General features: G+C 63.7%; 24 protein-coding genes. 10 read left to right on the forward strand and 14 right to left on the reverse strand.

The features are described 5' to 3' along the window. Nucleotides 1-6 precede the first annotated feature (6 nt). From ACCD02_RS14045 to ACCD02_RS14090, 10 genes are all read left to right on the forward strand, one after another. Nucleotides 7-1,329 carry a DotU family type VI secretion system protein gene (locus ACCD02_RS14045; RefSeq protein ID WP_413302606.1) on the forward strand — a complete coding sequence of 441 codons (1,323 nt, stop codon included), beginning with the start codon at nucleotides 7-9 and terminating at the stop codon, nucleotides 1,327-1,329. Continuing rightward, on the forward strand, nucleotides 1,326-4,829 hold the full coding sequence (tssM, locus tag ACCD02_RS14050; protein WP_413302609.1) for a type VI secretion system membrane subunit TssM: 3,504 nt from the start codon (nucleotides 1,326-1,328) through the stop codon (nucleotides 4,827-4,829). Before ACCD02_RS14045 ends, tssM begins: the two co-directional genes overlap by 4 nt. Continuing rightward, entirely contained in the window at nucleotides 4,826-5,479 is a 654-nt protein-coding gene (tagF, locus tag ACCD02_RS14055; RefSeq protein ID WP_413302612.1) for a type VI secretion system-associated protein TagF, read from the forward strand. The genes tssM and tagF overlap by 4 nt, the downstream gene beginning before the upstream one ends. Beyond that, nucleotides 5,480-6,199, forward strand: coding sequence for a PP2C family protein-serine/threonine phosphatase (locus tag ACCD02_RS14060; protein ID WP_413302614.1), 720 nt, complete (start codon nucleotides 5,480-5,482; stop codon nucleotides 6,197-6,199). A 10-nt stretch (nucleotides 6,200-6,209) separates the two neighbouring features. Further along, nucleotides 6,210-9,350 carry a serine/threonine-protein kinase gene (locus ACCD02_RS14065; RefSeq protein WP_413302616.1) on the forward strand — a complete coding sequence of 1,047 codons (3,141 nt, stop codon included), beginning with the start codon at nucleotides 6,210-6,212 and terminating at the stop codon, nucleotides 9,348-9,350. Next, the gene (locus ACCD02_RS14070; RefSeq protein WP_413302619.1) at nucleotides 9,347-10,063 is read left to right on the forward strand and encodes an ABC transporter ATP-binding protein; all 717 of its coding nucleotides are present in this window, start codon (nucleotides 9,347-9,349) and stop codon (nucleotides 10,061-10,063) included. The genes ACCD02_RS14065 and ACCD02_RS14070 overlap by 4 nt, the downstream gene beginning before the upstream one ends. Next, entirely contained in the window at nucleotides 10,063-11,271 is a 1,209-nt protein-coding gene (locus ACCD02_RS14075; RefSeq protein WP_413302622.1) for an ABC transporter permease, read from the forward strand. Before ACCD02_RS14070 ends, ACCD02_RS14075 begins: the two co-directional genes overlap by 1 nt. Further along, on the forward strand, nucleotides 11,264-12,985 hold the full coding sequence (locus ACCD02_RS14080; protein WP_413302625.1) for a formylglycine-generating enzyme family protein: 1,722 nt from the start codon (nucleotides 11,264-11,266) through the stop codon (nucleotides 12,983-12,985). Before ACCD02_RS14075 ends, ACCD02_RS14080 begins: the two co-directional genes overlap by 8 nt. 85 nt (nucleotides 12,986-13,070) lie before the next feature. Next, nucleotides 13,071-14,018 carry a type VI secretion system-associated lipoprotein TagQ gene (tagQ, locus tag ACCD02_RS14085; protein WP_413302628.1) on the forward strand — a complete coding sequence of 316 codons (948 nt, stop codon included), beginning with the start codon at nucleotides 13,071-13,073 and terminating at the stop codon, nucleotides 14,016-14,018. 324 nt (nucleotides 14,019-14,342) lie between these two features. Next, the gene (locus tag ACCD02_RS14090) at nucleotides 14,343-15,479 is read left to right on the forward strand and encodes an acyltransferase family protein (RefSeq protein WP_413302631.1); all 1,137 of its coding nucleotides are present in this window, start codon (nucleotides 14,343-14,345) and stop codon (nucleotides 15,477-15,479) included. An 84-nt stretch (nucleotides 15,480-15,563) separates the two neighbouring features. Here the strand turns inward: ACCD02_RS14090 and hypE are convergent, their stop codons facing one another. The 14 genes from hypE to cybH are packed head-to-tail and all read right to left on the reverse strand — an operon-like array spanning nucleotide 15,564 to nucleotide 25,279. After that, complete coding sequence (gene hypE, locus ACCD02_RS14095; RefSeq protein WP_413302634.1) at nucleotides 15,564-16,631, reverse strand: hydrogenase expression/formation protein HypE; 1,068 nt, start codon at nucleotides 16,629-16,631, stop codon at nucleotides 15,564-15,566. Continuing rightward, complete coding sequence (hypD, locus tag ACCD02_RS14100; protein ID WP_413302637.1) at nucleotides 16,628-17,767, reverse strand: hydrogenase formation protein HypD; 1,140 nt, start codon at nucleotides 17,765-17,767, stop codon at nucleotides 16,628-16,630. Before hypD ends, hypE begins: the two co-directional genes overlap by 4 nt. Beyond that, complete coding sequence (locus tag ACCD02_RS14105; protein ID WP_413302640.1) at nucleotides 17,764-17,997, reverse strand: HypC/HybG/HupF family hydrogenase formation chaperone; 234 nt, start codon at nucleotides 17,995-17,997, stop codon at nucleotides 17,764-17,766. Before ACCD02_RS14105 ends, hypD begins: the two co-directional genes overlap by 4 nt. Beyond that, nucleotides 17,988-19,151: a carbamoyltransferase HypF gene (locus tag ACCD02_RS14110; RefSeq protein WP_413302642.1), complete on the reverse strand. Its 1,164-nt coding sequence runs from the start codon at nucleotides 19,149-19,151 to the stop codon at nucleotides 17,988-17,990. Before ACCD02_RS14110 ends, ACCD02_RS14105 begins: the two co-directional genes overlap by 10 nt. A 1-nt stretch (nucleotide 19,152) precedes the next feature. After that, the gene (gene hypB, locus ACCD02_RS14115; RefSeq protein ID WP_413302645.1) at nucleotides 19,153-20,157 is read right to left on the reverse strand and encodes a hydrogenase nickel incorporation protein HypB; all 1,005 of its coding nucleotides are present in this window, start codon (nucleotides 20,155-20,157) and stop codon (nucleotides 19,153-19,155) included. 23 nt (nucleotides 20,158-20,180) lie between these two features. After that, nucleotides 20,181-20,528, reverse strand: a complete 348-nt coding sequence (locus ACCD02_RS14120; protein ID WP_413302647.1) for a hydrogenase maturation nickel metallochaperone HypA — start codon at nucleotides 20,526-20,528, stop codon at nucleotides 20,181-20,183. Then, nucleotides 20,516-21,595 carry a nickel-dependent hydrogenase large subunit gene (locus ACCD02_RS14125; RefSeq protein ID WP_413302649.1) on the reverse strand — a complete coding sequence of 360 codons (1,080 nt, stop codon included), beginning with the start codon at nucleotides 21,593-21,595 and terminating at the stop codon, nucleotides 20,516-20,518. Before ACCD02_RS14125 ends, ACCD02_RS14120 begins: the two co-directional genes overlap by 13 nt. Beyond that, on the reverse strand, nucleotides 21,592-22,086 hold the full coding sequence (hybE, locus tag ACCD02_RS14130) for a [NiFe]-hydrogenase assembly chaperone HybE (RefSeq protein WP_413302651.1): 495 nt from the start codon (nucleotides 22,084-22,086) through the stop codon (nucleotides 21,592-21,594). Before hybE ends, ACCD02_RS14125 begins: the two co-directional genes overlap by 4 nt. After that, nucleotides 22,079-22,303 (reverse strand): rubredoxin, encoded by a 225-nt coding sequence (locus tag ACCD02_RS14135; RefSeq protein ID WP_413302654.1) that lies wholly within the window; start codon nucleotides 22,301-22,303, stop codon nucleotides 22,079-22,081. Before ACCD02_RS14135 ends, hybE begins: the two co-directional genes overlap by 8 nt. Nucleotide 22,304: 1 nt before the next feature. Continuing rightward, nucleotides 22,305-23,165 carry a hydrogenase expression/formation protein gene (locus ACCD02_RS14140; RefSeq protein ID WP_413302657.1) on the reverse strand — a complete coding sequence of 287 codons (861 nt, stop codon included), beginning with the start codon at nucleotides 23,163-23,165 and terminating at the stop codon, nucleotides 22,305-22,307. Further along, the gene (locus tag ACCD02_RS14145; protein WP_413302660.1) at nucleotides 23,162-23,644 is read right to left on the reverse strand and encodes a hydrogenase; all 483 of its coding nucleotides are present in this window, start codon (nucleotides 23,642-23,644) and stop codon (nucleotides 23,162-23,164) included. The genes ACCD02_RS14140 and ACCD02_RS14145 overlap by 4 nt, the downstream gene beginning before the upstream one ends. Continuing rightward, nucleotides 23,641-23,973, reverse strand: coding sequence for a HypC/HybG/HupF family hydrogenase formation chaperone (locus tag ACCD02_RS14150; RefSeq protein ID WP_413302663.1), 333 nt, complete (start codon nucleotides 23,971-23,973; stop codon nucleotides 23,641-23,643). Before ACCD02_RS14150 ends, ACCD02_RS14145 begins: the two co-directional genes overlap by 4 nt. Next, complete coding sequence (locus tag ACCD02_RS14155; RefSeq protein ID WP_413302666.1) at nucleotides 23,973-24,599, reverse strand: HyaD/HybD family hydrogenase maturation endopeptidase; 627 nt, start codon at nucleotides 24,597-24,599, stop codon at nucleotides 23,973-23,975. The genes ACCD02_RS14150 and ACCD02_RS14155 overlap by 1 nt, the downstream gene beginning before the upstream one ends. Beyond that, nucleotides 24,596-25,279: a Ni/Fe-hydrogenase, b-type cytochrome subunit gene (gene cybH / locus ACCD02_RS14160; protein WP_413302670.1), complete on the reverse strand. Its 684-nt coding sequence runs from the start codon at nucleotides 25,277-25,279 to the stop codon at nucleotides 24,596-24,598. Before cybH ends, ACCD02_RS14155 begins: the two co-directional genes overlap by 4 nt. Nucleotides 25,280-25,321 lie beyond the last annotated feature (42 nt).

The raw sequence follows: 25,321 nt of genomic DNA on the forward strand, positions 1-25,321 counted from the left end.
GCCGCGATGAGTCCCGACGACGATCAGTCGAACCCGTTCGCCTCTGGTGGCGACCGCACCCAATTCATGCCGCGCCCCGGTGGCCGTGGACCCCAGCCTGCCGGTGAGCGCCCGGAACAGGCGCCACCGGTCGTGGCTGCCGCGCCTCTGGCGAGCGGCCAGGGCCAGGGGCTCAACCCTCTGGAAAATGCGGCCGGGCCTTTGCTGGCCTTGCTTACACGCCTGCGCAACACCATCGCCCATCCGGCTCCGGCCAGCCTGCGGGCGCAGCTGTTGGCTTACTTGCGTCAGTTCGAAGAGCGCGCCGAAGCGGCAGGCATCGTTCGTAACGACGTGCTGCTGGCGCGTTACGTCCTCTGCACCGCCCTCGATGAAGCGGTGCTGAGTACGCCATGGGGCAGCAGCAGTGAGTGGGGCAAGCAGAGCCTGCTGATCACCGTGCACAACGAGTCCTGGGGCGGCGAGAAAGTCTTCCAGTTGCTTGATCACTGCCTGCAAAGCCCCCGCGAACGCCTGTACCTGATGGAGTTGCTGTACCTGTGCATCTGCCTGGGTTTCGAGGGCCGTTACCGGGTCATGAATAATGGCCGCAGCCACCTGGAAGCCCTGCGTGAGCGCACTGCCGCGGCGATTCGTACCGCCCGTGGCGAACACGAACGCGAGCTGTCGCCGCATTGGCGCGGCCTGACCCTGGCCCGTGACCGCCTGACCCAGTTCATGCCGCCATGGGTCGGCCTGGCCATTGGTCTGGCCCTGCTGCTGATGCTGTTGGTTGGCTTGCGCATGCTGCTGGCCGCCGACGCCGAGCCGGTGTTCAAGAACATCCATGCCCTGGGCGAAATCCCGGTGCAGACCATCGACCGTCCGGCCATTGCGCCCAAGGTGGTCGAGCGCCCACGCCTGGCCGGTTTCCTGGCCGACGACATCAAGGCCAACAAGGTCGCGGTGGAAGACGCCGTGGACCGTTCCATCGTGACCATTCGCGGCGACGAGCTGTTCTCCTCCGGCAGCGCCAGCATCGTCGACGACTTCCAGCCCTTGATGCTGCGCATCGCCGACGCCATCCGCAAGGTCAAGGGCTCGGTGCGGGTTACCGGTCATAGCGACAACCGTCCCATTGCCACGATCCGGTTTCCGTCGAACTGGGCGCTGTCCCAGGCCCGCGCCGAACAGGTCCTGCAAATTCTCGCGGCGAAAACTGGCCAGCCCCAGCGCTTCACTGCCGAAGGGCGCAGCGACACCGAGCCGCTGGCGTCCAACGCGACTGCCGAAGGCCGGGCGAAGAATCGTCGGGTTGAAATCACTGTATTGGCGGAGGGGGTCGAGTGAAGGCGTTTTTCGGTTTTGTCATTCGCTGGGTCATCCCCGTACTGGGCCTGATCGCCCTGAGCCTGATCATCTGGTTCCTCGGCCCGCTGTTCAGCGCGCTGGTGCCGGAAGGGCGGCGCTGGGCGCTGATTATCCTGCTGTTCGCGATATGGATCGGCTACCGCGTGTTCCGCCTTATCCAGGCGCGTCGTCACGCCAATAAAGTCCTCGAAGGCCTGGCCGCCGAGACCGCGCCGGACCCTGCCAGCGTTGCCACTGCCGAAGAGCTGGCAACCCTGCGCCAGCGCATGGACGAAGCCCTGGCGTTGCTGAAGAAGGCGCGGCTGGGCGGCGACAATAAACGCAATCTGTACGAGCTGCCGTGGTACGTGATCATCGGCCCGCCGGGTTCGGGCAAGACCACGGCACTGGTCAATTCCGGCCTGCATTTCCCCCTGGCCGGGCAAATGGGCGCCGGGGCGATTCGTGGCGTGGGCGGTACGCGCAATTGCGACTGGTGGTTTACCGACGAAGCCGTCCTGCTCGATACCGCCGGGCGCTACACCACTCAGGACAGTCATGCCCAGGTCGACAAAGCCGCCTGGCTGGGCTTCCTCGACCTGTTGAAAACCCAGCGTGCACGCCGTCCTATCGATGGTGCCTTTATCGCCATCAGCCTGTCGGACCTGCTGCTGGGCACTGATGCCGAACGCGCGGCCCACGCCGCCGCGATTCGCGCGCGGATTCAGGAGCTGCACACCCAGTTGGGCGTGCGCTTCCCGATCTACGTGATGCTCACCAAGCTTGATCTGGTGCCAGGCTTCATGGAGTTCTACGACGCCCTGAGCAAAGAGGAGCGCGCGCAAGTCTGGGGCATGACCTTCGCCCTGGACGACGGCAAGAGCGCCGCCGGGCCTCTGGCGGACTTCCCCAGAGAGTTCGACGCCCTCGAACAACGCCTCAACGAGCGTCTGGTGGAGCGCCTGCAACAGGAGCGCGATCCGGCACGCCGCGACTTGATCTACGGCTTCCCCCAGCAGTTCGGCGCCCTGAAAGCCTCGCTGCAAAGCTTCCTTGATGGCGTGTTCAAGCCCAACGCCTATGAAGAGCGCACTCTGCTGCGCGGCGTGTACCTCACCAGCGGCACCCAGGAAGGCAGCCCGATCGACCGTCTGATCGGCGCCATGGCCCAGAGCATGAGCCTGGACCGTCAGCACCTGGCTCGGCAGAGCGGCACCGGCCGCAGCTATTTCATCGAAAAACTGTTCACCTCCGTGGCCTTTGCCGAGCAGGGGCTGATGGGCGTCGATCCCAAGGTCGAACGGCGGCGCAAATGGATTGCCCGTGGTGTACTGGCCGCGACCGTAGCGTTGGTACTGGTGGTCGGCACCCTGTGGCTGGTCAGTTATCGCGCCAACGAGGCTTATATCGCCCAGGTCGATCACAAGGTCGCGCCGCTGGCGCAGAACGTCCAGAACCTCAGCCCGGCCATGCGCGACGTGGTGGCGGTACTGCCGTTGCTCAACGCCGTGCGCCAACTGGCCGGGGATCCGCCGAGCTGGTCCCAGGGTCTGGGGTTGTATCAGGGCGACATGCTCGAAGCCGAGTCGGCCAGTGTCTATCGCAAGTTGCTGATTGCCGTATTCGCCCCGCGCCTGCTGACCCGCATCGAAGAGCAACTGCACAGCGGCGGCAGCTCAGACTATCTCTATGAAGGCTTGAAGGCCTACCTGATGCTGGCCGACAGCGAGCATTACGACGCTGACTTCATCAAGGCCTGGATCACTCTCGACTGGGACCAGACCCTGCCTCGCGACCTGCCGCCCGATCAGCATCAGGCCCTGACTGCGCACTTGCAGGCGCTGTTCGACAAACAGCCGCCCAATGCGCGCCTGGATCAGCGCCTGATCGATGACCTGCGCCGTCAGTTGCAGCAACTGCCTGTAGCGCAGCGGGTCTACGACCGGGTCAAACGGCACAAGCTGCCCGAGGGCGTCAGTGACTTTCGCATCAGCGAAGCCGCCGGGCGTGATGCAGCGTTGGTATTTACCCGCAAGAGCGGCAAGCCGTTGGGTGATCCTCTCAGTGGCTTCTTTACCGCCAAGGGTTATCGCCAGGCCTTTCTCGCCACCAGTCTGAGCCAGGCCGGCACGCTGGCCGAAGAGCAATGGGTATTGGGCCGCGATCAGGCCGAGCAGCAGAACGCAGTCAGCCTCGCCGCCGATGTGCGCCGCCTGTATTTCCAGGATTACCTGCGCCAGTGGGATGCCTTGCTTGCCGATATCGACTTCGTGCCGATCACCAGTGTGGCCCAGGCCGCCGATGTGTTGCGGGTGATTTCCGGGCCGACCTCGCCGCTGAAAAAACTGTTGGTTGCAGTCGCCAGGGAAACCGACCTGCAACAGGAAGACAAACTCCTCGCGGCCCAGGGCGCCAAGGTCGATGGCAGTGTCGATCAGCTCAAGCAGCACCTGGGCGCCCTGCTTGGTCAGGAGCAGGCGAGCAACAACAGCGCGCCCGTGGTCAGTGATGATCCGATCACCGCCCACTTCGCCGAACTCAATGCGCTGGTCAACAAGGGTGAGGGCGAACCGGCGGCCATCGACGGGCTGCTGGCGGACATGAACGCCCTGTATGTGCAGGTCAGTGCCATGGTCGGAGCCAGCGGCGACGCCTTGCTTGGCGAAGCGAAGAATCAGGTCAGCGCCACTGCGCAACGGGTCAGCACCAATGCTGATCGCCAGCCAGCGGTCGTGCGAGGCCTGGTCAAGTCGGTGGTCAACTCCACCACCGGCACCATGATGGGCGGGGTGCGCAATCAACTGAGCGCGGCCTGGACCACTGATGTGGTCAACGTCTATCGCCAGTCCCTCAGTGGTCGCTACCCGTTGACGCCGGGCAGCGCGCGGGACGCCACCCTGGATGACTTCGCCCGATTCTTCAGCGTCGGCGGGGTGATGGACAGCTACTTCAACAAATACCTGCAACAGTACGTTGACACCTCCGCTACCACCTGGCGCTGGCAGGCCGGTGCTGCGCAGAAGCTGGGGATCAATGCGAGCGTGTTGCAGACCTTCCAGCGCGCGGCGGCGATTCGTGATGCGTTCTTCCGTGCTGGCAGCCCGCAGCCGCTGGTGCGTTTCGAACTCAAGCCGGTGGCCATGGACGCCTCGATAACCCAGTTCCTGCTCGAACTCGATGGCCAGCAGATCAGTTATGACCACGGCCCGAGCCGCGCCGTCGCCATGCAATGGCCCAACCCCGGCAGCATTGGCGTGGTGCGCCTGTCGATCACACCGCCATTGGCCAATGGCCGTTCCGGCTTGACCCTGGATGGTCCCTGGGCCTGGTTCCGCCTGCTTGACCAGTCGGAGCTGGTGGCGGGCAATGGGCCTGACCTGTTCAACCTGCGTTTGCGCGTCGACAGCGCGAGCATTTCCTACGAGTTGCGCGCTGGCAGTGCTTTCAACCCGTTCAAGAGCCGCGTATTGCGTGGCTTCAGCCTGCCGGAGCGGTTATGACGACGCCCGGCTTCTACGGCAAATTGGCCAGCCGTGGCGACTTCGTCAGCCGGGGCCTGCCGCAGAGTTTTATCCAGCCTTGGGATGCCTGGCTGGCAGCGGGCATGCACGCCAGTCAGCAGCAGCTCGGTGGTGCCTGGCTCGATGCCTATCTGATCAGCCCGCTGTGGCGCTTCGCCCTGGCCCCCGGCGTATGCGGGCCGGACGCGGTGACCGGTGTACTGATGCCGAGCATCGACCGGGTCGGGCGTTACTTCCCGCTGACCGTTGCGCGCCTGCTTGCGCCTGATCAGGACATCAGTGCCGTGGTCGGTGGCGCTGATGACTGGTTCGAGCAGGTGGAAGCGTTGCTGCTGGCCAGTCTTGAACCGGATACCGTTTTCGAGACGTTCGAGCAGGCGGTACAAAATCTGACCGATCTGCCCACGGCATCGTCCGTGCCGGTCGCCCGGTTCGCCGGTTTGCAGCGCATTGCCGTGACCACCCCGCAGGCGCGCCACGCCGCACTGGCCGCCCAGGCCTGCGAAGGTGTCAGCCTGTGGTGGGGCAAGGGTTCCGAAGCCATCGAGCCGGGCCTGATGCGCTGTACCGGGCTGCCTGCTGCCAGTGCGTTCGGCAGCTTTCTGCTGGGTCAGGAGGCGTCGAGCTAAATGGTCGCCATTGCCTATCGCTCCGCCAGCTACAGCCATGTCGGCATGGTCCGGCAGATCAACGAAGACGCTTGCCTGGAACTGCCCCGCGACGGCCTGTGGGTCGTGGCTGATGGCATGGGCGGGCATGCGGCGGGGGATTACGTCAGCAGCCTGATCGTCGACACCCTGCGCGGTATTGCGCCGGGCTCGACCCTGGATATCTACGTCAGTGCCTTGCGCAGCCGTCTTGAAGAGGTCAACACGGCGGTGCGCGACGAAACCCGCTATCGCGGCGTCAGCCTGATGGGCAGCACCGTGGTGTTGCTGGCGGTGCGCGAAGACCAGGGTATCTGCCTGTGGGCCGGGGACAGCCGCCTGTATCGCCTGCGTGAAGGCGTGCTGGAAAGCATTTCCCGGGATCACAGCTACGTCCAGGACCTGCAGGACAGTGGCCTGCTGAGTGAGGCGCAGGCCCGTGTTCATCCGCGGGCCAATATCGTCACCCGCGCCATTGGCGTCGAAGACCAGTTGCAGTTGTCCATTGCCGCGCTGCAGATCCTGCCCGGCGACAGCTACCTGTTATGCAGCGATGGTCTGAACAAGACCGCTGAAGATCATGAAATCCGCGATGTGCTGTGTCACGCCGACCCTTACACGGTGGTGCGCAGCCTGGTGCACCTGGGCCTGACCCGCGGCGCCCCCGACAACATTACGGCCATCGTCGTCAAAGCCAGTTGAAGAGCCCTGAATGGACATTGTGATTCCTGGATACGACATCGAAGGGGAGATTGGCGAAGGCGCCATGGCCACCGTGTACCTGGCGACCCAGCGCTCGCTGGAGCGCAAGGTGGCGCTCAAGGTCATGGCGGCTGCGCTGGCCGCCGACCCGAGTTTCTGCGAGCGTTTCCTGCGCGAAGGCCGCACCCTGGCGCGGCTGTCACACCCCCATACCGTGACCATCCACGACATCGGCAATGTCGGCGAGCTGTACTACATGGCCATGGAATACCTGCCCAACGGCACCCTCAAGGAACGCATCGCTGCGGGCCTGAGCGCCGAGCAGGGCCTGACCTACATTCGCCACATCGCCTCGGCCCTGGGCTATGCCCATGCTCAGGGTCTGGTACACCGCGACGTGAAACCGGCCAACATCCTGTTTCGCGCCGATGGCACCGCAGTGCTCTCGGATTTCGGCATCGCCAAGTCCCTGGATGACCGCACCCAGTTCACCCAGGCCGGTTTCGCTGTCGGCACGCCGAGTTACATGAGTCCGGAACAGGCCCGCGGTCAGGACATCGACGGGCGCGCCGATCTCTATGCGCTTGGCGTGGTGCTCTACGAAATCCTCGTCGGCGAACTGCCTTACAGCGGCACCGACGCCCTGTCCACGGCCCTGGCTCACCTGACCCAGCCGCTGCCGGAGCTGCCGATCCATCACGGCCGCTATCAGGACATCCTGCGCAAGCTGCTGGCCAAGGATCCCGACGAACGCTTCCCGGATGCGGCGGCGCTGCTCGCCGCTCTCGACAAGCTGCCGTCCGAGGCCTACGACGGCACGGTGATGATGCCTGCCGTACCAGGCAAACCGCTTGAGTTCGATCTGGCGGGCATGAAGCCGGAGTCGATCAGCATTCCTGCACCCAGCGCCGAACCACCGCGTCCGCGACCCACGCCGGTGCTGGACAAGGCGCAAGCCTCCGGACAGCGCCGCGGTCCGGTCATGGCCTTGCTGGCGGTGGCCATTGCGGCGGCTATCGGCGTTGGTGTCGGCGGTTATTGGTGGATGAGCAGCCCAACGCCAGAAGAGAAAGCCAAACCGACATCGACGACACCCGTCGCCACGGCTACTACACCACCCACTACGACGTCCGGCGCGCCAGCGAGCACGCCCACTAACACCACCCCGACGCCGCCAAGCCAACCGCCGAGCCTGCCCACCGGGCCGACGCCAAACCTGGTCACGCAATTGACGGCAGCGGCGCAGCTTCACCCACAGGTCGGTACGCCAACGGGCGCCACCGAGCAGAAGAGCGGAGACTCGCGTCCGCTGCTGATGCCCGGCAAGAAAACCCTGTTCCAGCGCGTACTGAGCAAACCCGGCGCGCGCTTCGCCAGTGTGCCGGGTGGCCCGGGCGACAAGTCCTTGCCTGCGTTTACCGTGCTTTATGTCTACGAGCGCAAGAACTACGACGGCAAATCCTGGCTGCGCCTCGGTGCCGCCACTGACGGACGCAGCTCCGGCTGGTTGGCCGAGGATCAGGTCAGCGACTGGAAGCAGAGCCTGGTGCTGAAATTTACCGAACGCTCCGGGCGGGCGCCGGTGATGTTCGTGAGGCAGGCCAGCGAACTGGACAAGCTGTTGGCCAATCCCGCTTCGGCGAAAAACCTGCTGCTGGCGGCACAGAAAAACCCTCAGGACGACAGCCAGGTGCTGGCCCTGGAGCCCGCCGCCAGCGCCGTACCGCAGGACAAGTTCTACCTGCTGCCGATTTTCGATTCCCGCGAGAGCTTCGATCAGAACGGCCAGCCGGTGCAGTTGCTCAACATCGCCTCCATCGATCCGGGCAGCACGCCGGGCCAGACCGAGGACCGCAAGACCAAGCAGTTCGCCAGTGATGCCTTCCGCACCGGCATTGTGCTGGTGGTGGACACCTCGAAATCGATGCAGCCCTATATCGATCAGGTGCGCGATGTCGTTCACGAGCTGCAAGCCAAAATCGCCCAGCGCGGCGAACTGGACAGCGTCAGTTTCGGTCTGGTCGGCTTTCGCAACAGCGTCACGCGCACGCCCGGCCTGGAATACCTGACCAAGACTCTCATCACCCTGGATCAGGGCCGCGATCCGGCACGTTTCAGCGCCCTGATGGATCAGGTCAAGGCCACCAATGTGTCGAGCCAGTCGTTCAACGAAGACTCGTTCGCCGGCGTCATGCAGGCGGTCAATGGCATGGACTGGTCCGGCTACGGCGGGCGCCTGATCCTGTTGGTCAGCGACGCCGGTTCCCTGCGCAAGAACGACCCCGACAGCAGCACTCAGATGAACGAGGCCGAAGTGCGGCAGGCGGCACTGGGCAAGCAGATCAAGATCTTCGCCCTGCACTTGCGCACCGACGCAGGCAAGAAAACCCACAGCTTTGCCGAGCAGCAATACCGCACCCTGACTGCCGACGCCAACCCGCAGATCGGCGACCTGTATATCCCGATCCCTGGTGGCGATGTCGGCAAATTCGGCGAGCGGGTCGGCGAGATCGGCTCGGTATTCGCCGATATGGTTCACGACGTGCGCAGCCGTCCCTACCATCCGGCGCCCCTGCTCGGTGCCGCGCCGACGCTGGCCGACAAATCGGCAGCCGTCGGCTATGCGATGCACATGGATTTCCTCGGCCATAAGTCGGCCAGTCAGGCGCCGCAGCTGGTCAGCGCCTGGACGGCGGACCGTGATCTGACCAACCCGGCGCTGCCGGCGTTTCAGGTGTGCGTGATGCTGACCAAGTTGCAGCTCAATGACCTGCAACAATCGCTCAAGCTGATCGTCGATGCGGCGCGCAAGACCCAGACGTCGCCCAAGGATTTCTTCCAGGAAATCGCCAGTGCCAGTGCCTACATGAGCCGCGACCCGTCGGCCCTGCGCAAGGGCGCCAACCTGGCTCAGGGCGGCATCCTCGGTGAGTATCTGGAAGGCCTGCCGTATCGCAGCAAGTCGCTGAACATGACTCAGGACCTGTGGCTGTCCCTCAGCGTCGCCGAGCAGGAAGACTTTATCGACGAGCTGGAATCGAAGATCCGTCTCTACGAAACCTTCCACAACGATCTGGCCAATTGGGTCCGGTTTGGCGATGCCGAACCGGGTGATGCGTTGTACCGCGTACCGTTGTCGACCCTGCCATGATCAGCCTTCGCGATGTGCGCAAAAGCCGCGGCGAAGGGCTGCAACGCTACAGCCTGGTGGTTCCGCGCCTGGAACTGGCGGCCGGGCAGCAGGTTGCTCTGGTCGGTGCCAGCGGCTGTGGCAAGAGCACGCTGCTGGATATGCTGGCGCTGGTGTCGGCGCCGGATCAGGCCCAGCGCTTCGACTTCTTTGCGTCACGAGGCATCGTCGATATCAGCGGGCTATGGCGCAACAACGCCCAGGATCGCCTGGCCAGCCTGCGCAGCCAGCATCTGGGCTACGTCCTGCAAACCGGCGGCCTGCTGGGTTTTCTCAATGTGCGTGACAACATCGCGTTGCCGCGCAAGCTGCTGGGGCTGAGCAGCGACGGCAGCGTCGAGCGTCTGGCCGAGCAACTGGAGATCGGCGAACAACTGGACAAGAAACCCCACGCCTTATCGGTCGGCCAGCGCCAGCGCGTCAGCTGTGCCCGCGCTCTGGCTCATCACCCGCAACTGCTGCTGGCCGATGAACCCACGGCGGCCCTCGACCCGATCAACGCCAACCGCGTCATGCAACTGCTGCTCAGTCGGGCGCGGGAGCGCAACGTCGGCTGCCTGATCGCTACCCATGACGAGCGTCTGGCGCTCAGTGCCGGCCTGGCGATCCTGAATATCACCTGCGAGCGTGATGCCGATGGCGGCGTCACGGCCACCTTGGGCGAGGTGCATTGATGCGCTTGGCACTGGTGATGAGCCTGGCCTGGCAGGACTACCGCGCCGATGCGCGCCTGTCGGCTTGCGCCGTGCTGGCGCTGGTGGCGGTGATTGCGCCGCTGTTGGTGCTGTTCGGTCTCAAATTCGGCCTGGTCAGCAGCCTGACCGAACGCCTGGAGCGTGATCCGCTGGTGCGGGAAATCATCCCCTTGGGCGGTGGCCGCTTCAATGCCGCCTTTATCAATGAGCTGGCCCGCCGCCCCGACGTGGCCTTCGCCATCCCGCGCACCCGGCAGATTGCCGCGACCGCCGATCTGTCTGTACAAGGGCAAGAGCAGCGCGAGCGGGTCAATGTGGAAATGATCCCCACGGCCATTCAAGACCCGCTGCTCGGCGCCATGACCGTACCGACCGGTCTCGACGAAATCATCCTGAGCCAGACCGCCGCGCAGAGGCTCAAGGTGAAACCCGGTGACTGGCTCGACGCCGCCTTTACCCGGCAAGTCGCCGGGCAAGCCGAGGCCCAGCACACGCGAGTGCAGGTGTCGGGCGTGCTGCCGCTGCAGGCCTTTCCCCGTGACGCACTGTTTGCGCCATTGGCCTTGCTGGAAGCCGCCGAAGATTACCGCGACGGCCGCGCCGTACCTGCCCTGGGTTGGGCTGGAGACCGCGCGCATCCCGGCGAGCAGCGTGTCTACCCGGCGTTTCGCCTGTATGCCCAGACCCTCAACGACGTCGAGCCACTGCGCCGTTACTTCGCCGACAACGACCTGCTGGTCTCGACCCAGGCCGCCGCCATTGCCCAGGTGCAGTCCCTGAGTCGCAACCTGAACATTGTCTTTTGGGTCATCGCCGGGCTGGCTGTGCTCGGTGCTTTCGCCGCTATTTGCGCCGGTGCCTTGGCGGCGGTGGAGCGCAAGCGCCATGAGCTGTCGGTGCTGCGCCTGCTGGGCCTGGGCACCGGGGCGCTGCTGTCGTTCGTCATGTGCCAGGCGCTGTACAGCGGCCTGATCGCTGCGGCACTGGGCGGTGCCCTGTATGGCCTGGCCGAGCGCGGCCTGAATCTGTTGTTCATGCAGGAGCCCGGCGAATACGCCAGCCAACTGCTGCTGCGCCACTACCTGGTCGCCCTGGCTGCGCTGCTCGGGGCCAGTGCCCTGGCGGCGGCCCTCGGCGGCTGGCGCGTGGCCCATATCGAACCCGCTGAAGGAATCCGAGATGTTTGAGTTGCGCAGGGCCGCCCTGGCAGTGGTCATCGCCGCGCTGTGCGCGGTGTCGCTGGCCCATGCCGATGACACCGACCAACTGGACAACCCCAAGCCCTTGCCCGGTGACGTCAGCCTGCCGTTGCCCTGCGACGGCGAAATGGTCTTCCGCTACGTTTACGTACTGGCCCAGGGCAGTCTCGACGACCGGGAAATCAGCCTCGGCTACCCGTTCAGCGAAGACGAGCCGGGCTACAAGCAGTCGTTCATTTCCGGCTACCGGCGCGACTACATCAACGGCCCGTTCACCCTCAATGACCTGGCCTCGGACTGGGTCAAGGTGATCGGCCCACAATTGCCCAAGACCGACGCCAGCACGCCGCTCAAGCCAATGATGTATTTCATCGGCAAGTACGAAGTCACCGCGCAGCAGTACGCGGCGGTCATGGCTCAGGCGCAGTCCCTGGCCACTGGTGAAGCGCCGCCCGCCTGCGAAGCTCCGGCAGGCATGGCCGGGCGCTTGCCCAAGGTCAAGCTGTCGCACTTCGAGGCCGAGCGCTTTTCCGCCGTGTACAGCGCCTGGCTGATGAAGTACCACCGTGATTTGCTGCCGGTCAGCGGCAAGGGCAAGACCGAGGATGATGGCGGAATCGGTTTCGTCCGCCTGCCCACCGAAGTCGAATGGGAATTCGCCGCCCGTGGCGGTCATGCCGTCAGCCGTCAGGAGCTGGAAGGGCGTCTGTTTCCGCGTCGGGTCGAAGGCAGCGACAGCGAGGGTCCGCTGGGCGACTGGGCGGTGTTCAATCAGGTTGCCGGTGGTACCGGGCAGGCTGCTCGACTGATGCCCATCGGCACCAAGCGGCCCAACCCCATCGGCCTGTTCGACGTGATCGGCAATGCCGCCGAGATGGTTCAGGAATCGTTCCAGCTGGTCCACGCCGGTCGTCGCCAGGGCACCTATGGCGGCTTCATCACCAAGGGTGGCAACTATCTGGAAGGCGAGGGCACGCTGTTTACCGGCATGCGTCGCGAGTATCCGCTGTTCGCCGCCGATGGCACCGAGCAACGCAACGAGACCACCGGTTTCCGCGTCGCCATCGGCGCGCTGTCGGCGCCGCGTTCGCGCTACCCGGATCTGTTCACGCAATGGCAGAAGGAAGGCCGCCTGGCCTCCCTGACCGATGCCATCGATGACGTGCAGGACCCGACCAAGCGTCTGGACAGCATCATCGCCGCCAACACCGACCCTCGCGTGCAGGCCGAACTGGGCCTGGTCAACGAAGAGCTCAAGCGCAATGTCTCGCTGATCGCCCGTCAGCGTGAGGAGGCCGCCGGCAACCTGATCCAGTCAGCCGCTCTCGTGGCCGAGACCATCAATAACTACAACATCCGCCTGACCAACCTGAAGAAAAGCCAGCAGAGCGCCATCGATGCCAAGGATCCGGCCAGCGCCAAGCTGTTCGGCACGGCGCTGGACAATGGCCGCAGCGCCCTCGACGGCGCGGTGGCGATCTATATCGACAACCTGGCGACCGGCACCCGTTACACCGATGCGGTGATTCAGGCGCAGTTCCAGCGGATCAAGGAAGAACTCAGCCGCAAACCGATCATCGGCAAGAGCCTGGTGGCCCGCGCCACGATGTTCGTCAAGCACGTCGGCAGCTACCGCCAGCAACAGCGCGCGGACCCGGAAACCATTTTGAAAGAACTGCTCGCCTCGGCCAGTCAACCCTGACTGATCGAGAGGAGCGCGTGTAGAGGGAACTCGGACGGCGTCGGGTCGTTCCGGGATAGTTAAAACCAGAGAAGAGAACGCAAACATGCAAATGTCCCGTAAAGCCCTTGTTTCAACTTCCAAGTGCCGTACGTTGTTGTGGGTAGCCGTCGGGTTCAGCACGGTGATGATGACCGGTTGCGCCAGCTCGCCGGTGTCCAAGGTCGCGGCGACGACCAAGGTCGAGTACTACCCGACTTGCTACGAGCCGGTGCAACACCTGCGCAGCACCGATAACGACATGACCAAATCGGTCGCGACCGGCGCGGCCATCGGCGCTCTGGGCGGTGCGGCCCTTGGCGCCCTGACCGGCAGCTCCGACAAACGTGCACGCAACGTTGCCATCGGCGCAGCAGGCGGCGCCCTGGCAGGCGGCGCGGCGGGTTACTACACCGAGCGTCAGAAGCAGATCACCGATGACAACCAGCGCATCGCGTCCTACGGTGCCGACATCAACAAGAGCGCTGCAGACATCGACCGCAGCACGTCCTACGCTCGCGCTTCGCAGTCCTGCTACCAGCGAGAGTTCGCCAACCTGCTGTCGGGCCGCAAAGCCAAGACCATCAGCGACAGCGAAGGCCGCAAGCGCCTGGCGGAAATCGTCGCTGGCCTGAAAGAGTCCAACGACCTGATCGTCGCCGTGAACGGTCGTGCCAACGAAGACCTGAACAACTACACCCAGGCCTATGAGAAAGACCTGCAGACCGTTGGCGTTCAGCGCACTGACGTTGCCACCGTGGTCGACGCCGACACCAGTTCTCCGGTCGTCACCACCAGCACCAAGAAAACCGGCGGCAAGGTCAAGCCACCGGCAAAGGCCAAACTGCCTGACGTGCCGAAAGAAGCCGTTGCCACCGAGAAGAACCTGAAAGACGCCAAAGCCAAACAGGCCGAAAGCGCCCAGGTTGCCGCGGCCGGTCAGAGCTCCGTCAACAGCATGTGCAAAAACCCGGACGTGGGTGACTGGGCACCGGTGCCTTGCCCTAACGTCTGATCCGGCACTGCGCCGTGCCCGTTGGCGCGGCGCAAGTTCTCTGGGCGACCCTGTGGGAACGAATCTGTGGGAGCGAATTCATTCGCGAAGAGGCCCGTACATCCAATCCATTTCTTCGGGATTGAATGTCGCTTTCGCGGATGAATCCGCTCCCACAATCGTCTTCAACGAGACCTCACCTGGCTCCAACAATAAGTCTGCGACCACTGTCGCTTGCACAAACCCGCCACTGGGCTATCGTCTGGCCTTTGGCAACAACGCGACCGAACCCGATGGGTTGCTTTAGGCGCTTTCGAGCGATGGCATCTGATCGGGGGGATTTGCATGCAAGACGTGAGGCGATTTCACGCTTTGGACAGCCTGCGCGGTATCTGCGCGATAGCGGTCGTCCTTTACCACACCCATCTCGTCGGCAGCATCACGGACTGGACCTTCTTCGCCAACGCCGACCTGTTCGTCGAATTCTTCTTTGTCCTCAGCGGTTTCGTCATGGCTCACGCCTACGGCAGCAAGCGGCATCTGGACTTCAGCCACTTTCTCGTTTCCCGTACCTTTCGCCTGCTGCCTCTGCATGCCTTCATGCTGGCGGTCTTCATCGCCCTGGAATTCCTCAAATTCGCCGCCTACAAACAGGGCTTCGGCTTCAATCAGACGCCCTTTACCGGCATGTACGCGCCGTCGCAGATCCTGCCCAATCTTCTGCTGCTGCAAAGCTGGACCCATCTGACGGAAAACCTGTCGTTCAATACCCCGGCCTGGAGCATCAGCATCGAGTATTGGACCTACATGGTTTTCGCCGCGACCATGCTCGTGGCGTCGGCTGGCAGGTATCTACTGTGGACGGTCATTGCCCTGGCCGGATTTGCGCTGCTCTACGGCCAGGCCGATGTGCTGACGGTCTACGCCCAGAAAGGCCTGGGCTGCTTCTTCGCCGGGGCCTTGGGCTACGCCTTTTTCAACCGCCTCAGGCACTGGATCGCGCCGGGTTTTGCCTTGCTCACTGTGCTGGAAGCCCTGGCCGCCATCGCCATCTGGGCGGTGCTGACCAGTGAGTTGCAGCAAAAGGTTTTGGCGGCGAGTGCAGTGTTCTGCGTGACCATCGTGCTGTTCGCCTTCGACGGCGGAGTGCTGTCCCGCGTGCTCAAGCACGAATTCTTCGCCCGCCTCGGGCGGCTCTCCTATTCGATCTACCTGACCCATCTGGCCGTGCTGTTCTTCGTCATCTCGGCTTTTATGGTGGTGCAGAAAAAGACTGGCGCCGACGTTGCGCCGATGCTCGGTGATATCCGCTATCTGGATACCGGGCATGTCTGGCTGAACAACCTGATGGTGGTGGTGATTCTGCTGGTGGTGGTGACGATTTCCAGCGCGACTTACCACTATGTCGAGCTCAAGGGGCAGGCGTTGGGCAAGCAACTGTTGCGGCGCCGGGCGCACAAGATCGCAACCAGCCAAGGTTAGGAACGAACTTGTTCGCCAGAGGCTATGCCTGACACACCGAGTCAGCTCAGATCGCCAATACGTTTGCTCCTGCGGGGATTTCAGTCAGCAGATACGTGGCAACTGCTCCCCCGATAACCAGTCGACAACCCGCCGCCCGCCAAAGCGGGTCTGCATTTGTACGAAGCCGTGGGGGTCGTCAAGCACAGTGCCGATGCGCGTGGCGTCGCGACCCAGAGGGTGAGCCTGCATGACTGTGAGCAGGGCATCGGCGTCTTCGGCCGCGCAGAGTGCAACCAGCTTGCCTTCGTTGGCGATGTATAACGGGTCCAGGCCCAGCAGCTCACAGGCGGCTTCCACTTGGGGCAGCACTGAGATCGCGGCTTCGTCCAGAAGCATGCCGACCCCGGACTGCCCGGCGATTTCATTGAGCGTGGTGGCCAGACCGCCTCGGGTCGGATCACGCAGTACGTGGATATCTGGCGCGACGTTGAGCATCTGTGCGACCAGATCATGCAGCGGTGCGCTGTCCGTGAGAATTTCTGTGTCGAACTCCAGGGATTCGCGGCGCGACATGATTGCTACACCATGCTGGCCGATACTGCCGGACAGCAGGATGGCATCCCCGTGTCGTGCTCGATGGCCGCCGGTATTGACTCCGGCCGGAACGATACCGATGCCAGTGGTGCTGATGAATACGCCGTCGCCCTTGCCGCGCTCCACTACCTTGGTATCGCCGGTAATGACCGGCACACCCGCCGCGCGGCTGGCCTGCCCCATCGAGTCGGCTATGCGCTTGAGGTCCGCCAGGGGGAAGCCTTCCTCGATAATGAAACTGGCCGACAGGTATAGCGGCCTGGCGCCACACATCGCCACATCGTTGAGGGTGCCATGCACGGCCAGGCTGCCAATGTCACCGCCGGGGAAAAACAGCGGGCTGACCACATGGGCGTCGGTAGCCATGACCATACGTTCACCGGGCGCCAGAGCCGGGCTGAACACTGCGCCATCGTTGCCCTCGCGCAACAGCGGGTTGTCGAAGGCGGTGAGGAACAACTCCTCGATCAGTTGCGCCGAGGCCCGGCCGCCGGCGCCATGGCCCATGTCGATGCGGCCGTCGCGCAGGTTCAGCGGGCGGACATAGCCGCGTTTGACGGGGCTGCGTGCGTTCATACGGCCATGACCTCAATGTCTTTGTAGCGCCCGTAGGCATAGTGCGCGGCGCAGGCGCCTTCGTTGGAGACCATGCACGAACCCATGGGGTTTTCAGGAGTACAGACTGTGCCGAACAGTTTGCAGTCCACGGGCTTTTTCTGTCCGCGCAGGATCGGCCCGCACTCGCAGGCCTTGTTATCCGCTACCGAGCGGTAGTTCAGTGCAAAACGCGCCTCGGCGTCATAGAGCGCGAAGTCCGGACGAATCTTCAGTGCACTCAACTCCACTTCACCCAGGCCGCGCCATTCGAAGCTGGGGCGCGTTTCGAAAATACGCTCCATCAGACCCTGGGCGGCGCGGTTGCCTTCGCGGCTGACGGCGCGGATGAATTCATTCTCGACTTCATGACGACCTTCGTTGACCTGCCTGACCAGCATCGAGATGGCCTGCATTACGTCCAGCGGCTCGAAACCAGCTATCACTACTGGCTTGCGGTAGCGTTCGGCAAAGGCTTCGTAGGGCTGCGAGCCTATGACGATACTGACGTGGGCCGGGCCGATAAAACCTTCCAGATTGACCGCCGTTTCTGCCTTGACCTGTGGCGCGGCGAGGATATGGGTGATGGCCGCAGGGGTCAGGACATGGCAGCACAGCACGCTGAAGTTTTTTAAGCCGCGTTGTTGCGCGTTATGGATCACCAGGGCGGTAGGTGGTGTGGTGGTCTCGAAACCGATGGCGAAGAACACCACCTCGCGATCCGGGTTGGCCTCGGCGATTTTCAGTGCGTCGGTCGGTGAGTAGATCATGCGGATGTCGGCGCCCCGGGCCTTGGCCTTGAGCAGCGACAGCCCCGCAGACGCCGGGACGCGAAGGGTGTCGCCGTAGCTGCACAGGATAACGTTCTGTTCCAGCGCCAGTTTCAGCGCCAGGTCTATACGCCCGATGGGCAACACGCATACCGGGCAGCCCGGACCGTGGATCATCTGCACATTGGCGGGTAGCAGATCGCTGATGCCGTAGCGAGAGATCGCATGGGTATGGCCGCCGCAGAACTCCATGAAGCGGTATTGCCGGTCGGGTTCTACCTGTTCACGGATGCGCTCGGCAATTCGCCGGGCGAGCTCGCCGTCGCGATATTCATCGATGTATTTCATGGTGCGTCCTGTTGAACGTTTGCCAGCTCGGCAAAAATGGCCAGGGTGCGCTCGGCTTCTTCGGAGTCGATCAGGCCCAGGGCGTAGCCGACGTGGACGATTACGTAGTCGTCGAGACGAGCCTCGGGTACCAGCGCCAGGGAGATGTCCTTGCGGATACCGCCCAGGTTGACCGTGGCCGTATCGTTTTCGCCGAGGGCGACGATGCGGGCGGGGATGGCTAGGCACATGTGAGTTTTTCCTCCAGAGGCAAGGCGACGCTGGCCGTAAGGTCCGGCCAGTGGCGGGCGATCCAGGCCTGGCCAAGCGCCAGCCCGGCATCGCCACAGGTGACGCTTTGTGCGGTATAGACCTTGATGTCCTGAGCGTGCAGCGCCTGGCTCAAGTGGCTGCTGAGCAGGCGATTGGCAAAGCAGCCACCGCCCAGAGCCACCGCCAGTTCGGTAGACTGCTGTACGACCCAGTCAGCCAGTGCCGCAGCCAGCGCCAGATGAAAGACCGCTGCGCCCTGTCCGGCCTGATCGGCATCGGCCAGTTCGAACAGGCGCACCAGCAGTGGCCGCAGATCGAGCATGCCGTCCTCGCGTATCTGCCACAGCCCGTCTACCTCGGGGGCCTGATGGTCTTGCAGCCAGAGGGTCGCGGTGCGCTCCAGGGCGATCGCCGCTTCAGCTTCGACCTGCTGGCGCACGCTGAGACCGAGGATCCCGGCGGCGGCATCGAACCATCGCCCGGCCCCGGTGCTCAGTGGGCAGTTGAGCTGACGCTGGAGCAGGATGGCAACGGTGCGTGCGCTCTGTTCGCCCACCAAAGGCGACAGACGCGGCACGATTTCATCTTCCCGACCCAGCACCTGCAAGGCTGCCGCAACCAGACGCCAGGGTTCGCGGGCAGCAATGTCGCCACCGGGCAAAGCCAGGGGCAGCAGATGCCCAAGACGTTGCCAAGCGGTCTGCCCGACCCATAGTAGCTCGCCGCCCCAAGACGTCGAGTCAGTGCCGAGGCCGACGCCGTCCAGCGCCAGTCCCAACACCGGTTGATGCAGGTCATGCTCGGCCATCAGTGCGGCGATATGGGCGTGATGATGCTGCACCGCCAGCGAGGGCACACCCAGTCGCTCGGCCAGGCCCACAGCCAGTTGCGAACTGTAAAAATCCGGATGCAGATCGTGGGCGATGGCGCGCAATGTGCCGTCGACACGAGCCAACAGATTCTCCAGCGAGTCGTCCAGATCGCGGCAGCCTTGCGGGTCACCCAAATCGCCGTGCAACGGTGACCAGATCACTTCAGTACCTTGCAGCAGGCACGCCGTATTTTTCAACCAGGCGCCACAGGCCAGGGTGGTGGCGCCGTCCGCTGAGTCAGGGAGCGTTTGTTTATGCATATCAGGCCTCATTCGCCTGTTGTCTGAGCGCCGCCAGCTCTGCTTCCAGTGCAGCGATACGAGCGGTGCGGGTGTCCGGTTGCGGCGCTCCGGCCAGCAGCCAGTCCAGCCAGGCATCCATGCCACTGCCGTCGCGGGCACTCAGTTGCAGGACCTGTAACTGCGGGTTGACCTGTCGGGCGTAGTCCAGACAGCGCTGCACGTCGAAATCCAGATGGGGCAACAGGTCGGTCTTGTTGAGAATCATCAGCCGTGCCGCAGCGAACATGTCCGGGTATTTGAGGGGTTTGTCCTCGCCCTCGGTCACCGACAGGATCGCCACTTTGCCCGCTTCGCCCAAGTCCCACAGGGCAGGACAGACCAGGTTGCCGACGTTCTCGATGAACAGCAGCGCCGCCGGGCCGCTGGCGCGGGGTGCCGGACTCTGGCGCAACACATTGGGGTGATGATTGTGGGTATGGTGATGCCCTGCCGCGTGCAGCGTGTCGTGCAGAGGCAGGCGGGCATAGGCGTCGGCAACCATGCGGGCGTCGAGGTGACAGCCCTTGCCGGTGTTGATCTGGATGGCGTCCACGCCGGTCTCGCGAATGCGCTCGGCATCGTGGCGGGTCTGCTGGTCGCCTTCGATCACTGCCAGCGGCAGTTGTGGATAACGCTCACGCAAGGCGCGCAGGGTGGCGCACAGCAGGGTGGTCTTGCCGGAGCCAGGGCTGGAAACCAGATTCAGTGCCAGCACGCCATGGGCTTCGAAGTGCTGACGGTTGTGCGCGGCATGACGGTCGTTTTCACCGAGGATGTCCTGCTCCAGGCGAATGGTCCGGGCCTGGCTCAGCCCCGGCACCGAGACCCGGGCCTGGCCCTTGCCGTAATGCAGATCGCCATCGGCATCGATAGCCACCTGCTCGACCGCCTCGCCCGTATGGCCAGCATCGGCGTGTGGGTGGGCATGATGCCCGTGATCATGGTCAGGCTTCTGGCTGTCGCTACAGCCGCAAACGACGCACATGGTGTTCCTCCAGCTAATACGGTTCAGTGATCCTCGACCTGAAGGTCGAGAATGCGTAACTCGGTGCCGCCATTGGCCTGCAGCCAGAAGCCGCCGCAATGAGGGCAGGGTGCACCGCGTTCGACCAGCGGCACGTTGACGGCGCAATCCAGGCACCAGGCCTGGCCTTCGGGCTCTTCGATATCGATCTGCGCTCCTTCGAGTAGAGTGCCGGGCGCCAGGGCTTCCAAGGCAAAGCGCAGGGCGCGGATTTCCACCCCGGCCAGCTTGCCGGCCTCCAGGCGCAGGCGACTGACGCGGGTGAACGGATCTTGACGGGCGGCGGCTTCTACGGCGCTGAGAATGCCGCCGGCCAGACTTACTTCATGCATGAGTCTTTCATCCTCGCCCCCTCAGGCAGGGGTTCCAGTTCGAAGGCGATGCACGGGTCGAAGGCGGCCATCAGCACACTGGCCCGCCTGCGACTGTCCGGAGTGTCGATTGGCAGGGCGCTGAGCGCCGTCGACAGTGAGCCCTGAGGGTGCAGGTTCCATTCCGTCGGGGCGATCACCTGATAGTCGGCGATGCGGGTCGTATGCGCTTCACCTTCCAGACTTATGTGGTGGATCAACAGCCCCCGCGCGGTCTCGCTCCAGGCCAGGGCCCTGCCGTCACCCAGGGGCATGGTACCGAGGCGCAGAAACGGCGCTTCGTCCAGCGACAACAGGGCCAGCTCGGCCACTCGGGCGCCGAGGCGCAGCCAGGCCGAGTCGATGTGTGCCGGGGTGCTGTGAGAGTGTCGGGTCCAGCAGCCGGTTTCACGCGCAGTGCCATACAGCTCGGGGTAGCGGGTGAAACCGGCATCGTTGTTCAACTGTTCGGCGATGCCGAGTATGGCGGCGGGGTCCTCGGTGCAGATCAGGGGATTGACCGCAATACGAACGGTGTCTGCGTCCTCCCGGCAATTGCCGAACAGGGTGGCCAGCCAATGATCGCTGCGTCGTGTCCAGTCCAGTAAAGCCTGTCGTGGATCTTCCTGCCATTGAGCCAGCCATTCGCGCAACGGAATACCCAGCCAACGGGCCAGGGTTTCGCCCGGGTTGAGGGTCCATTCGCGCAGGTCCGTGGTATCGGGGCGCGGCTGCCCCAGCCAGCGCGGCCAGTCGAGTATGATCCGGTGCAGGTGTTCGCGCCGGGTTTCTTCGTGCAGCGATCGCCAGGTCTCTTGCGTGAAACTGACATTCCCATCTCTGGCCGCCTGCACCGCCAGTTGCGCGGTCATGCGGTGGGCTCTGCCGCACAGGCTGTACAGCATAGCCAGATAACCGGGCGCCGCACTGGCCGGATGCCCGCGTAGCAGATGCCCGGCCAGGGTAGGGCGGCTGCCGACGATCGAAGGCGTGTGGCCGGGGCGGATTACAAGCGAGCCGCTGAGCTGCCGGAGCTTTTCGGTATTCATGGCTGGCCGCCTCGACGACCGAACAGCAACTCCCGACGATTGAGCGCTGAACGTTGTTCGACGGCACTCGATGGTGGCCGGCGTAGCTGTATCAGCACCTGTTCGGCGGTGGCGCAGGCGCTGGCATGGTCGGCGAAGTCGAACATCGGCGAAAACAGCGAGCAGCTCTCATAGCGCCCCAGTCGTTCGTCTTCGGCGCCGATAAAGTCCAATTGCTGGCCGCACAGATGCCGGGTAGCGCTGGCACCAGGGGCGAGATTATCGACACGGTTCATGGGTAGCCAGATCAGGTTCATGAACCAGGGTGTCAGCAGAATACCCAGTACCCCCAAGGGCACCGCATCCTGATCCTGTTCTATGGCAAAGCCCAGGGCCTGCACCTGCAAGGCTGGGTTCATCACCGGCAGGCCGAGCATGCGTTGACGGGCGATTTCGTCAAAGCGCAGGGCGAAGGCGTTCGCCCAGTCTGAGGTCAATTCGTGGTTATTCATCGATCACCATGAACTGCCGGGCGTCGCCGTCGCATACCGGGCAGCGCCAGTGCCCCGGCAGCGCGGAGAAGGGCGTGCCGGGGGCAATTTGCCAGACGGGATCGCCTTCGGCCGGGTCATAGACCCACCAGCAGATTTTGCATTCCAGGCGCGTGGCGTCGTCGATACGGCTGTTGTTGCCCAGGTAACTGCCTTCGAAGGTCGAGTCGTTGTCCATCTCAACTGCCCTCGAACCACTGGATCACGTCTTCGAAGCGCTCCAGCGAGTCGCACAGGTCTTCCGGCGCAGCGCAGATGACTTCCGGCAGGTCAGTGATTTCGATAGTGTCGAGGATCATTGCGTCCTGGGAGTTGAAATAGGTCAGGCGCCAGCAATTGGGAATCCGTGTGCTGGAGATGCGGCAGTTGCCGTAGCCGCGTGTCAGCGCCATGACCGAGCCGGTGCCCAGGCAATCGTTGATCCACAGCACGTCCGATTCGGACAGGGGCAACAGCGTCAGGTTGATCACATGAGGGCCGGCACCGCTGCGCCAGTTCAAGGCGCGGTCCTGGATTTCGGTGATGATCGCCGGGGCGTTCATGACCCCTGGCGGCAGGGTTTGCGGCAGCTTCAATGGCAGCGGGAAACTGGCGGCCAGGGCCCGCAATGCCAGGTCCATGGGCGCGGGGCCGACTTCGATCCAGTCTTTGTCGTCACCGATCACACGCCATACGCCGGTAAAGATCGACTCTTGTATGCGCAGTGACTCGACACCATCGAAGCGGATGCTGACTTCACCTTCGCCCAACAGTTGGCCCAGCAGGACGCGGTCGGCGGCGCTGTAACCGTTGATGTCGACTGGCGTGGTGAGCTGACCGCAAGTGCTCAGGCGCAGTTGTTCCAACAAGGTCTGCAAGGCCTGGCGCGTGTCGGGGCGGTCGTCCAGGGCTTCGGGTTCGGGCAGCAGCGGTGCGCGGTGGGTGCTCATGCCCTGGGGCATGCTGATGTATTCGAGTACATCGTCCTCGGGTTGCGAGCCGGGGCCGATATCCATCAACGGGATGTACTGCAGCGGATCCATGATGTGGGGCTCGTTCATTGGCAACCTCCAGGCTGCTCATTGGAGCTGGCACTGACCAGGGGAATAAGGGTGTTGCTGGCGCTGACGGCTTTATCCGCGAGCAACAGGTACTCGTCCCAATCGTGCATACCGTCGATGCTGGTGACGTAGCCGCCGTCGCGCAGCCACACCAGGGTCGGCCAGCGACGCAGGGCATAGCGACCGGCGAAGGTTTCCTCGTGTTCGCGCGGCACCACGCCGATACGCACGTGCCTGCCATGCCGGCGGGCGACTTCCTGGCACAGCTCTGGCAGCACCACGGCCACGTCCAGGCATTCGGGATGGCGCACTGGATCGCCACATAACAACAGCAGGCAATCGCCGCCTTCGGCGAGCCAGCTCTCCAGGTTGAGCGGGTCGATCCAGCGGCCATGAAACTCATTGACCAGACGGGCGATCAACGGTGGAACACTGGGCGCGGTGTAGAGGGGGGCCATGAAAACGGCGGATTCGGTCATGATGATTCCTTGTTGGCAGCGTTGCCGGTCAGGGCTGCCAGTTGTGCGCCGCTCATGGCGGAGGGCAGGGCAAAGCCGGGGGCATCGCCCGCGTCGGGGATGTCGCCTGCCATGGCCAGGTCGAGCAGCATCAGGGTGGCTTCGATCTCTGCCGCGCGTTGGCCATCCAGGCGTTCGCGGGCGGCGTCGATGAACACCAATAGCCAGTCACCCGGCGCGCAGGGTCCCACCAATGCCGTGTCGACGTGTTGCGCCCGGTCATATCGATCACGGCATTGAGCGAAACCCGCCGTTGCGCTGATGACCTGCATGGGCATGCCGATGCACATCAGCGGCGCCTCGCCAGGATGCGCTCGTCACCGATGCGGCAGGCGTCTTCGGCGGATGGGCGCTGGTCTTCATAGCGTTGCAATTGCAGGTGCGGCAGGGTCACGGCTTCTGCGCCATCCAGCGGTGTGGTCCGTTGCCGGGGCTCTGCACCCCATTCAGCCAGGACGCGCAAGGCCTCTTGCAAAGCCGGCTCGATGGCAGCCTTGACCACGGGCCGCAGGCTGCCGCCGTAATCCATCATGTGTTCGGGCTGGCAGCCGATCAGCAGCACCTTGCTCGGGTAATGGCCGGTCAGTTGCGCCAGCATCAGCACTTCCTGGAAACCGGTCTGGTGCAGGCTGAGTTTCTTGATGCCGAGGAACTTCGGCACTTCGTCGTCGGCAATGAACTTCAGTTCGCCCGGGGCGAGGTTGTAGTCCACTGCATCGAAGATCAGCAGGTAATCGGCCTGCTGCACATGCTGGATCAGGTACAGGCCCTGGGTGCCGCCATCGATCAGGGAAACGTTGTCGGCGAACTCATAGCGCTGTTGCAGGGTTTCGATGCAACGTACGCCAAAGCCCTCGTCGGCCCAGAGCAGATTGCCGATACCAAGGACGGTGATGCTGGGAGTGGATGTGCTCATTTTTTGAACATCTTATAGCCGGAGAACATGCTGCCGATCAGGCTCAGGCGCCCGCCGATTTCTTCACGCACAGCGGCATACACGTGAAGCAGCACAAAAGTGACGATGACCCACATGCCCAGATGGTGCAGGGTGTGGACATTTTGCGATTGGCCCAGCAGGGGCAGGACCCAGCCGAAGGTGCGTTCCTGCCAGGAACCCATCTGCGAGCCCTCGCCGTACAGAGCAAAGCCGGTGAGGATCATGAACAGCGAACCGAGCAGGAACACCAGGCACATGGCGAAGCGCGACAGCGGGTTGTGGCCGAACATCGGCGCCGGGACCGGGCCGATAAACAGGTAATAGCGCAGCCAGGTAAAGAAATCGGCCCAGTACTGGCGGTTGAACAACGGCACCGAGAACAGTTCGCGGGCATGGTGATTGCCGACCAGCGCCCAATAGGCACGGCCAAGAATGCCAATGGCGAAAATATAGCCGGCGCTGAAGTGCGCGAAGCGGATGTAACCCATCAGGAAATGGGCGCTGGCCTCACCGGGCTGGGTCGGCAGCGGCGAGCCGATAAAGTAGCCGGTGATGGCCAATACCACGATGCAGGCGGCATTCACCCAGTGCCACAGGCGCACCGGGGCTTCGTAGACATATTCCGACCGGGTGACGGGAAGATCAGTCTGGCGGGTCATATCGTTACCTTCAAAAATGCAGGCGCGGCGAACGCCTGCGGG

It is taken from the genome of Pseudomonas sp. Pseusp88, assembly GCF_047303955.1.
In the GTDB taxonomy this organism is placed as follows: Bacteria; Pseudomonadota; Gammaproteobacteria; order Pseudomonadales; family Pseudomonadaceae; genus Aquipseudomonas.

Excerpts from the sequence above, each read along its gene's own strand:
- ACCD02_RS14045 (WP_413302606.1), top strand. The coding sequence starts at position 7 with ATGAGTCCCGACGACGATCAGTCGAACCCGTTCGCCTCTGGTGGCGAC.
- tagF (WP_413302612.1), top strand. The coding sequence starts at position 4,826 with ATGACGACGCCCGGCTTCTACGGCAAATTGGCCAGCCGTGGCGACTTC.
- ACCD02_RS14060 (WP_413302614.1), top strand. The coding sequence starts at position 5,480 with ATGGTCGCCATTGCCTATCGCTCCGCCAGCTACAGCCATGTCGGCATG.
- ACCD02_RS14065 (WP_413302616.1), top strand. The coding sequence starts at position 6,210 with ATGGACATTGTGATTCCTGGATACGACATCGAAGGGGAGATTGGCGAA.
- ACCD02_RS14070 (WP_413302619.1), top strand. The coding sequence starts at position 9,347 with ATGATCAGCCTTCGCGATGTGCGCAAAAGCCGCGGCGAAGGGCTGCAA.
- ACCD02_RS14075 (WP_413302622.1), top strand. The coding sequence starts at position 10,063 with ATGCGCTTGGCACTGGTGATGAGCCTGGCCTGGCAGGACTACCGCGCC.
- ACCD02_RS14080 (WP_413302625.1), top strand. The coding sequence starts at position 11,264 with ATGTTTGAGTTGCGCAGGGCCGCCCTGGCAGTGGTCATCGCCGCGCTG.
- tagQ (WP_413302628.1), top strand. The coding sequence starts at position 13,071 with ATGCAAATGTCCCGTAAAGCCCTTGTTTCAACTTCCAAGTGCCGTACG.
- ACCD02_RS14090 (WP_413302631.1), top strand. The coding sequence starts at position 14,343 with ATGCAAGACGTGAGGCGATTTCACGCTTTGGACAGCCTGCGCGGTATC.
- hypE (WP_413302634.1), bottom strand. The coding sequence starts at position 16,631 with ATGAACGCACGCAGCCCCGTCAAACGCGGCTATGTCCGCCCGCTGAAC.
- hypD (WP_413302637.1), bottom strand. The coding sequence starts at position 17,767 with ATGAAATACATCGATGAATATCGCGACGGCGAGCTCGCCCGGCGAATT.
- ACCD02_RS14105 (WP_413302640.1), bottom strand. The coding sequence starts at position 17,997 with ATGTGCCTAGCCATCCCCGCCCGCATCGTCGCCCTCGGCGAAAACGAT.
- ACCD02_RS14110 (WP_413302642.1), bottom strand. The coding sequence starts at position 19,151 with ATGCATAAACAAACGCTCCCTGACTCAGCGGACGGCGCCACCACCCTG.
- hypB (WP_413302645.1), bottom strand. The coding sequence starts at position 20,157 with ATGTGCGTCGTTTGCGGCTGTAGCGACAGCCAGAAGCCTGACCATGAT.
- ACCD02_RS14120 (WP_413302647.1), bottom strand. The coding sequence starts at position 20,528 with ATGCATGAAGTAAGTCTGGCCGGCGGCATTCTCAGCGCCGTAGAAGCC.
- ACCD02_RS14125 (WP_413302649.1), bottom strand. The coding sequence starts at position 21,595 with ATGAATACCGAAAAGCTCCGGCAGCTCAGCGGCTCGCTTGTAATCCGC.
- hybE (WP_413302651.1), bottom strand. The coding sequence starts at position 22,086 with ATGAATAACCACGAATTGACCTCAGACTGGGCGAACGCCTTCGCCCTG.
- ACCD02_RS14135 (WP_413302654.1), bottom strand. The coding sequence starts at position 22,303 with ATGGACAACGACTCGACCTTCGAAGGCAGTTACCTGGGCAACAACAGC.
- ACCD02_RS14140 (WP_413302657.1), bottom strand. The coding sequence starts at position 23,165 with ATGAACGAGCCCCACATCATGGATCCGCTGCAGTACATCCCGTTGATG.
- ACCD02_RS14145 (WP_413302660.1), bottom strand. The coding sequence starts at position 23,644 with ATGACCGAATCCGCCGTTTTCATGGCCCCCCTCTACACCGCGCCCAGT.
- ACCD02_RS14150 (WP_413302663.1), bottom strand. The coding sequence starts at position 23,973 with ATGTGCATCGGCATGCCCATGCAGGTCATCAGCGCAACGGCGGGTTTC.
- ACCD02_RS14155 (WP_413302666.1), bottom strand. The coding sequence starts at position 24,599 with ATGAGCACATCCACTCCCAGCATCACCGTCCTTGGTATCGGCAATCTG.
- cybH (WP_413302670.1), bottom strand. The coding sequence starts at position 25,279 with ATGACCCGCCAGACTGATCTTCCCGTCACCCGGTCGGAATATGTCTAC.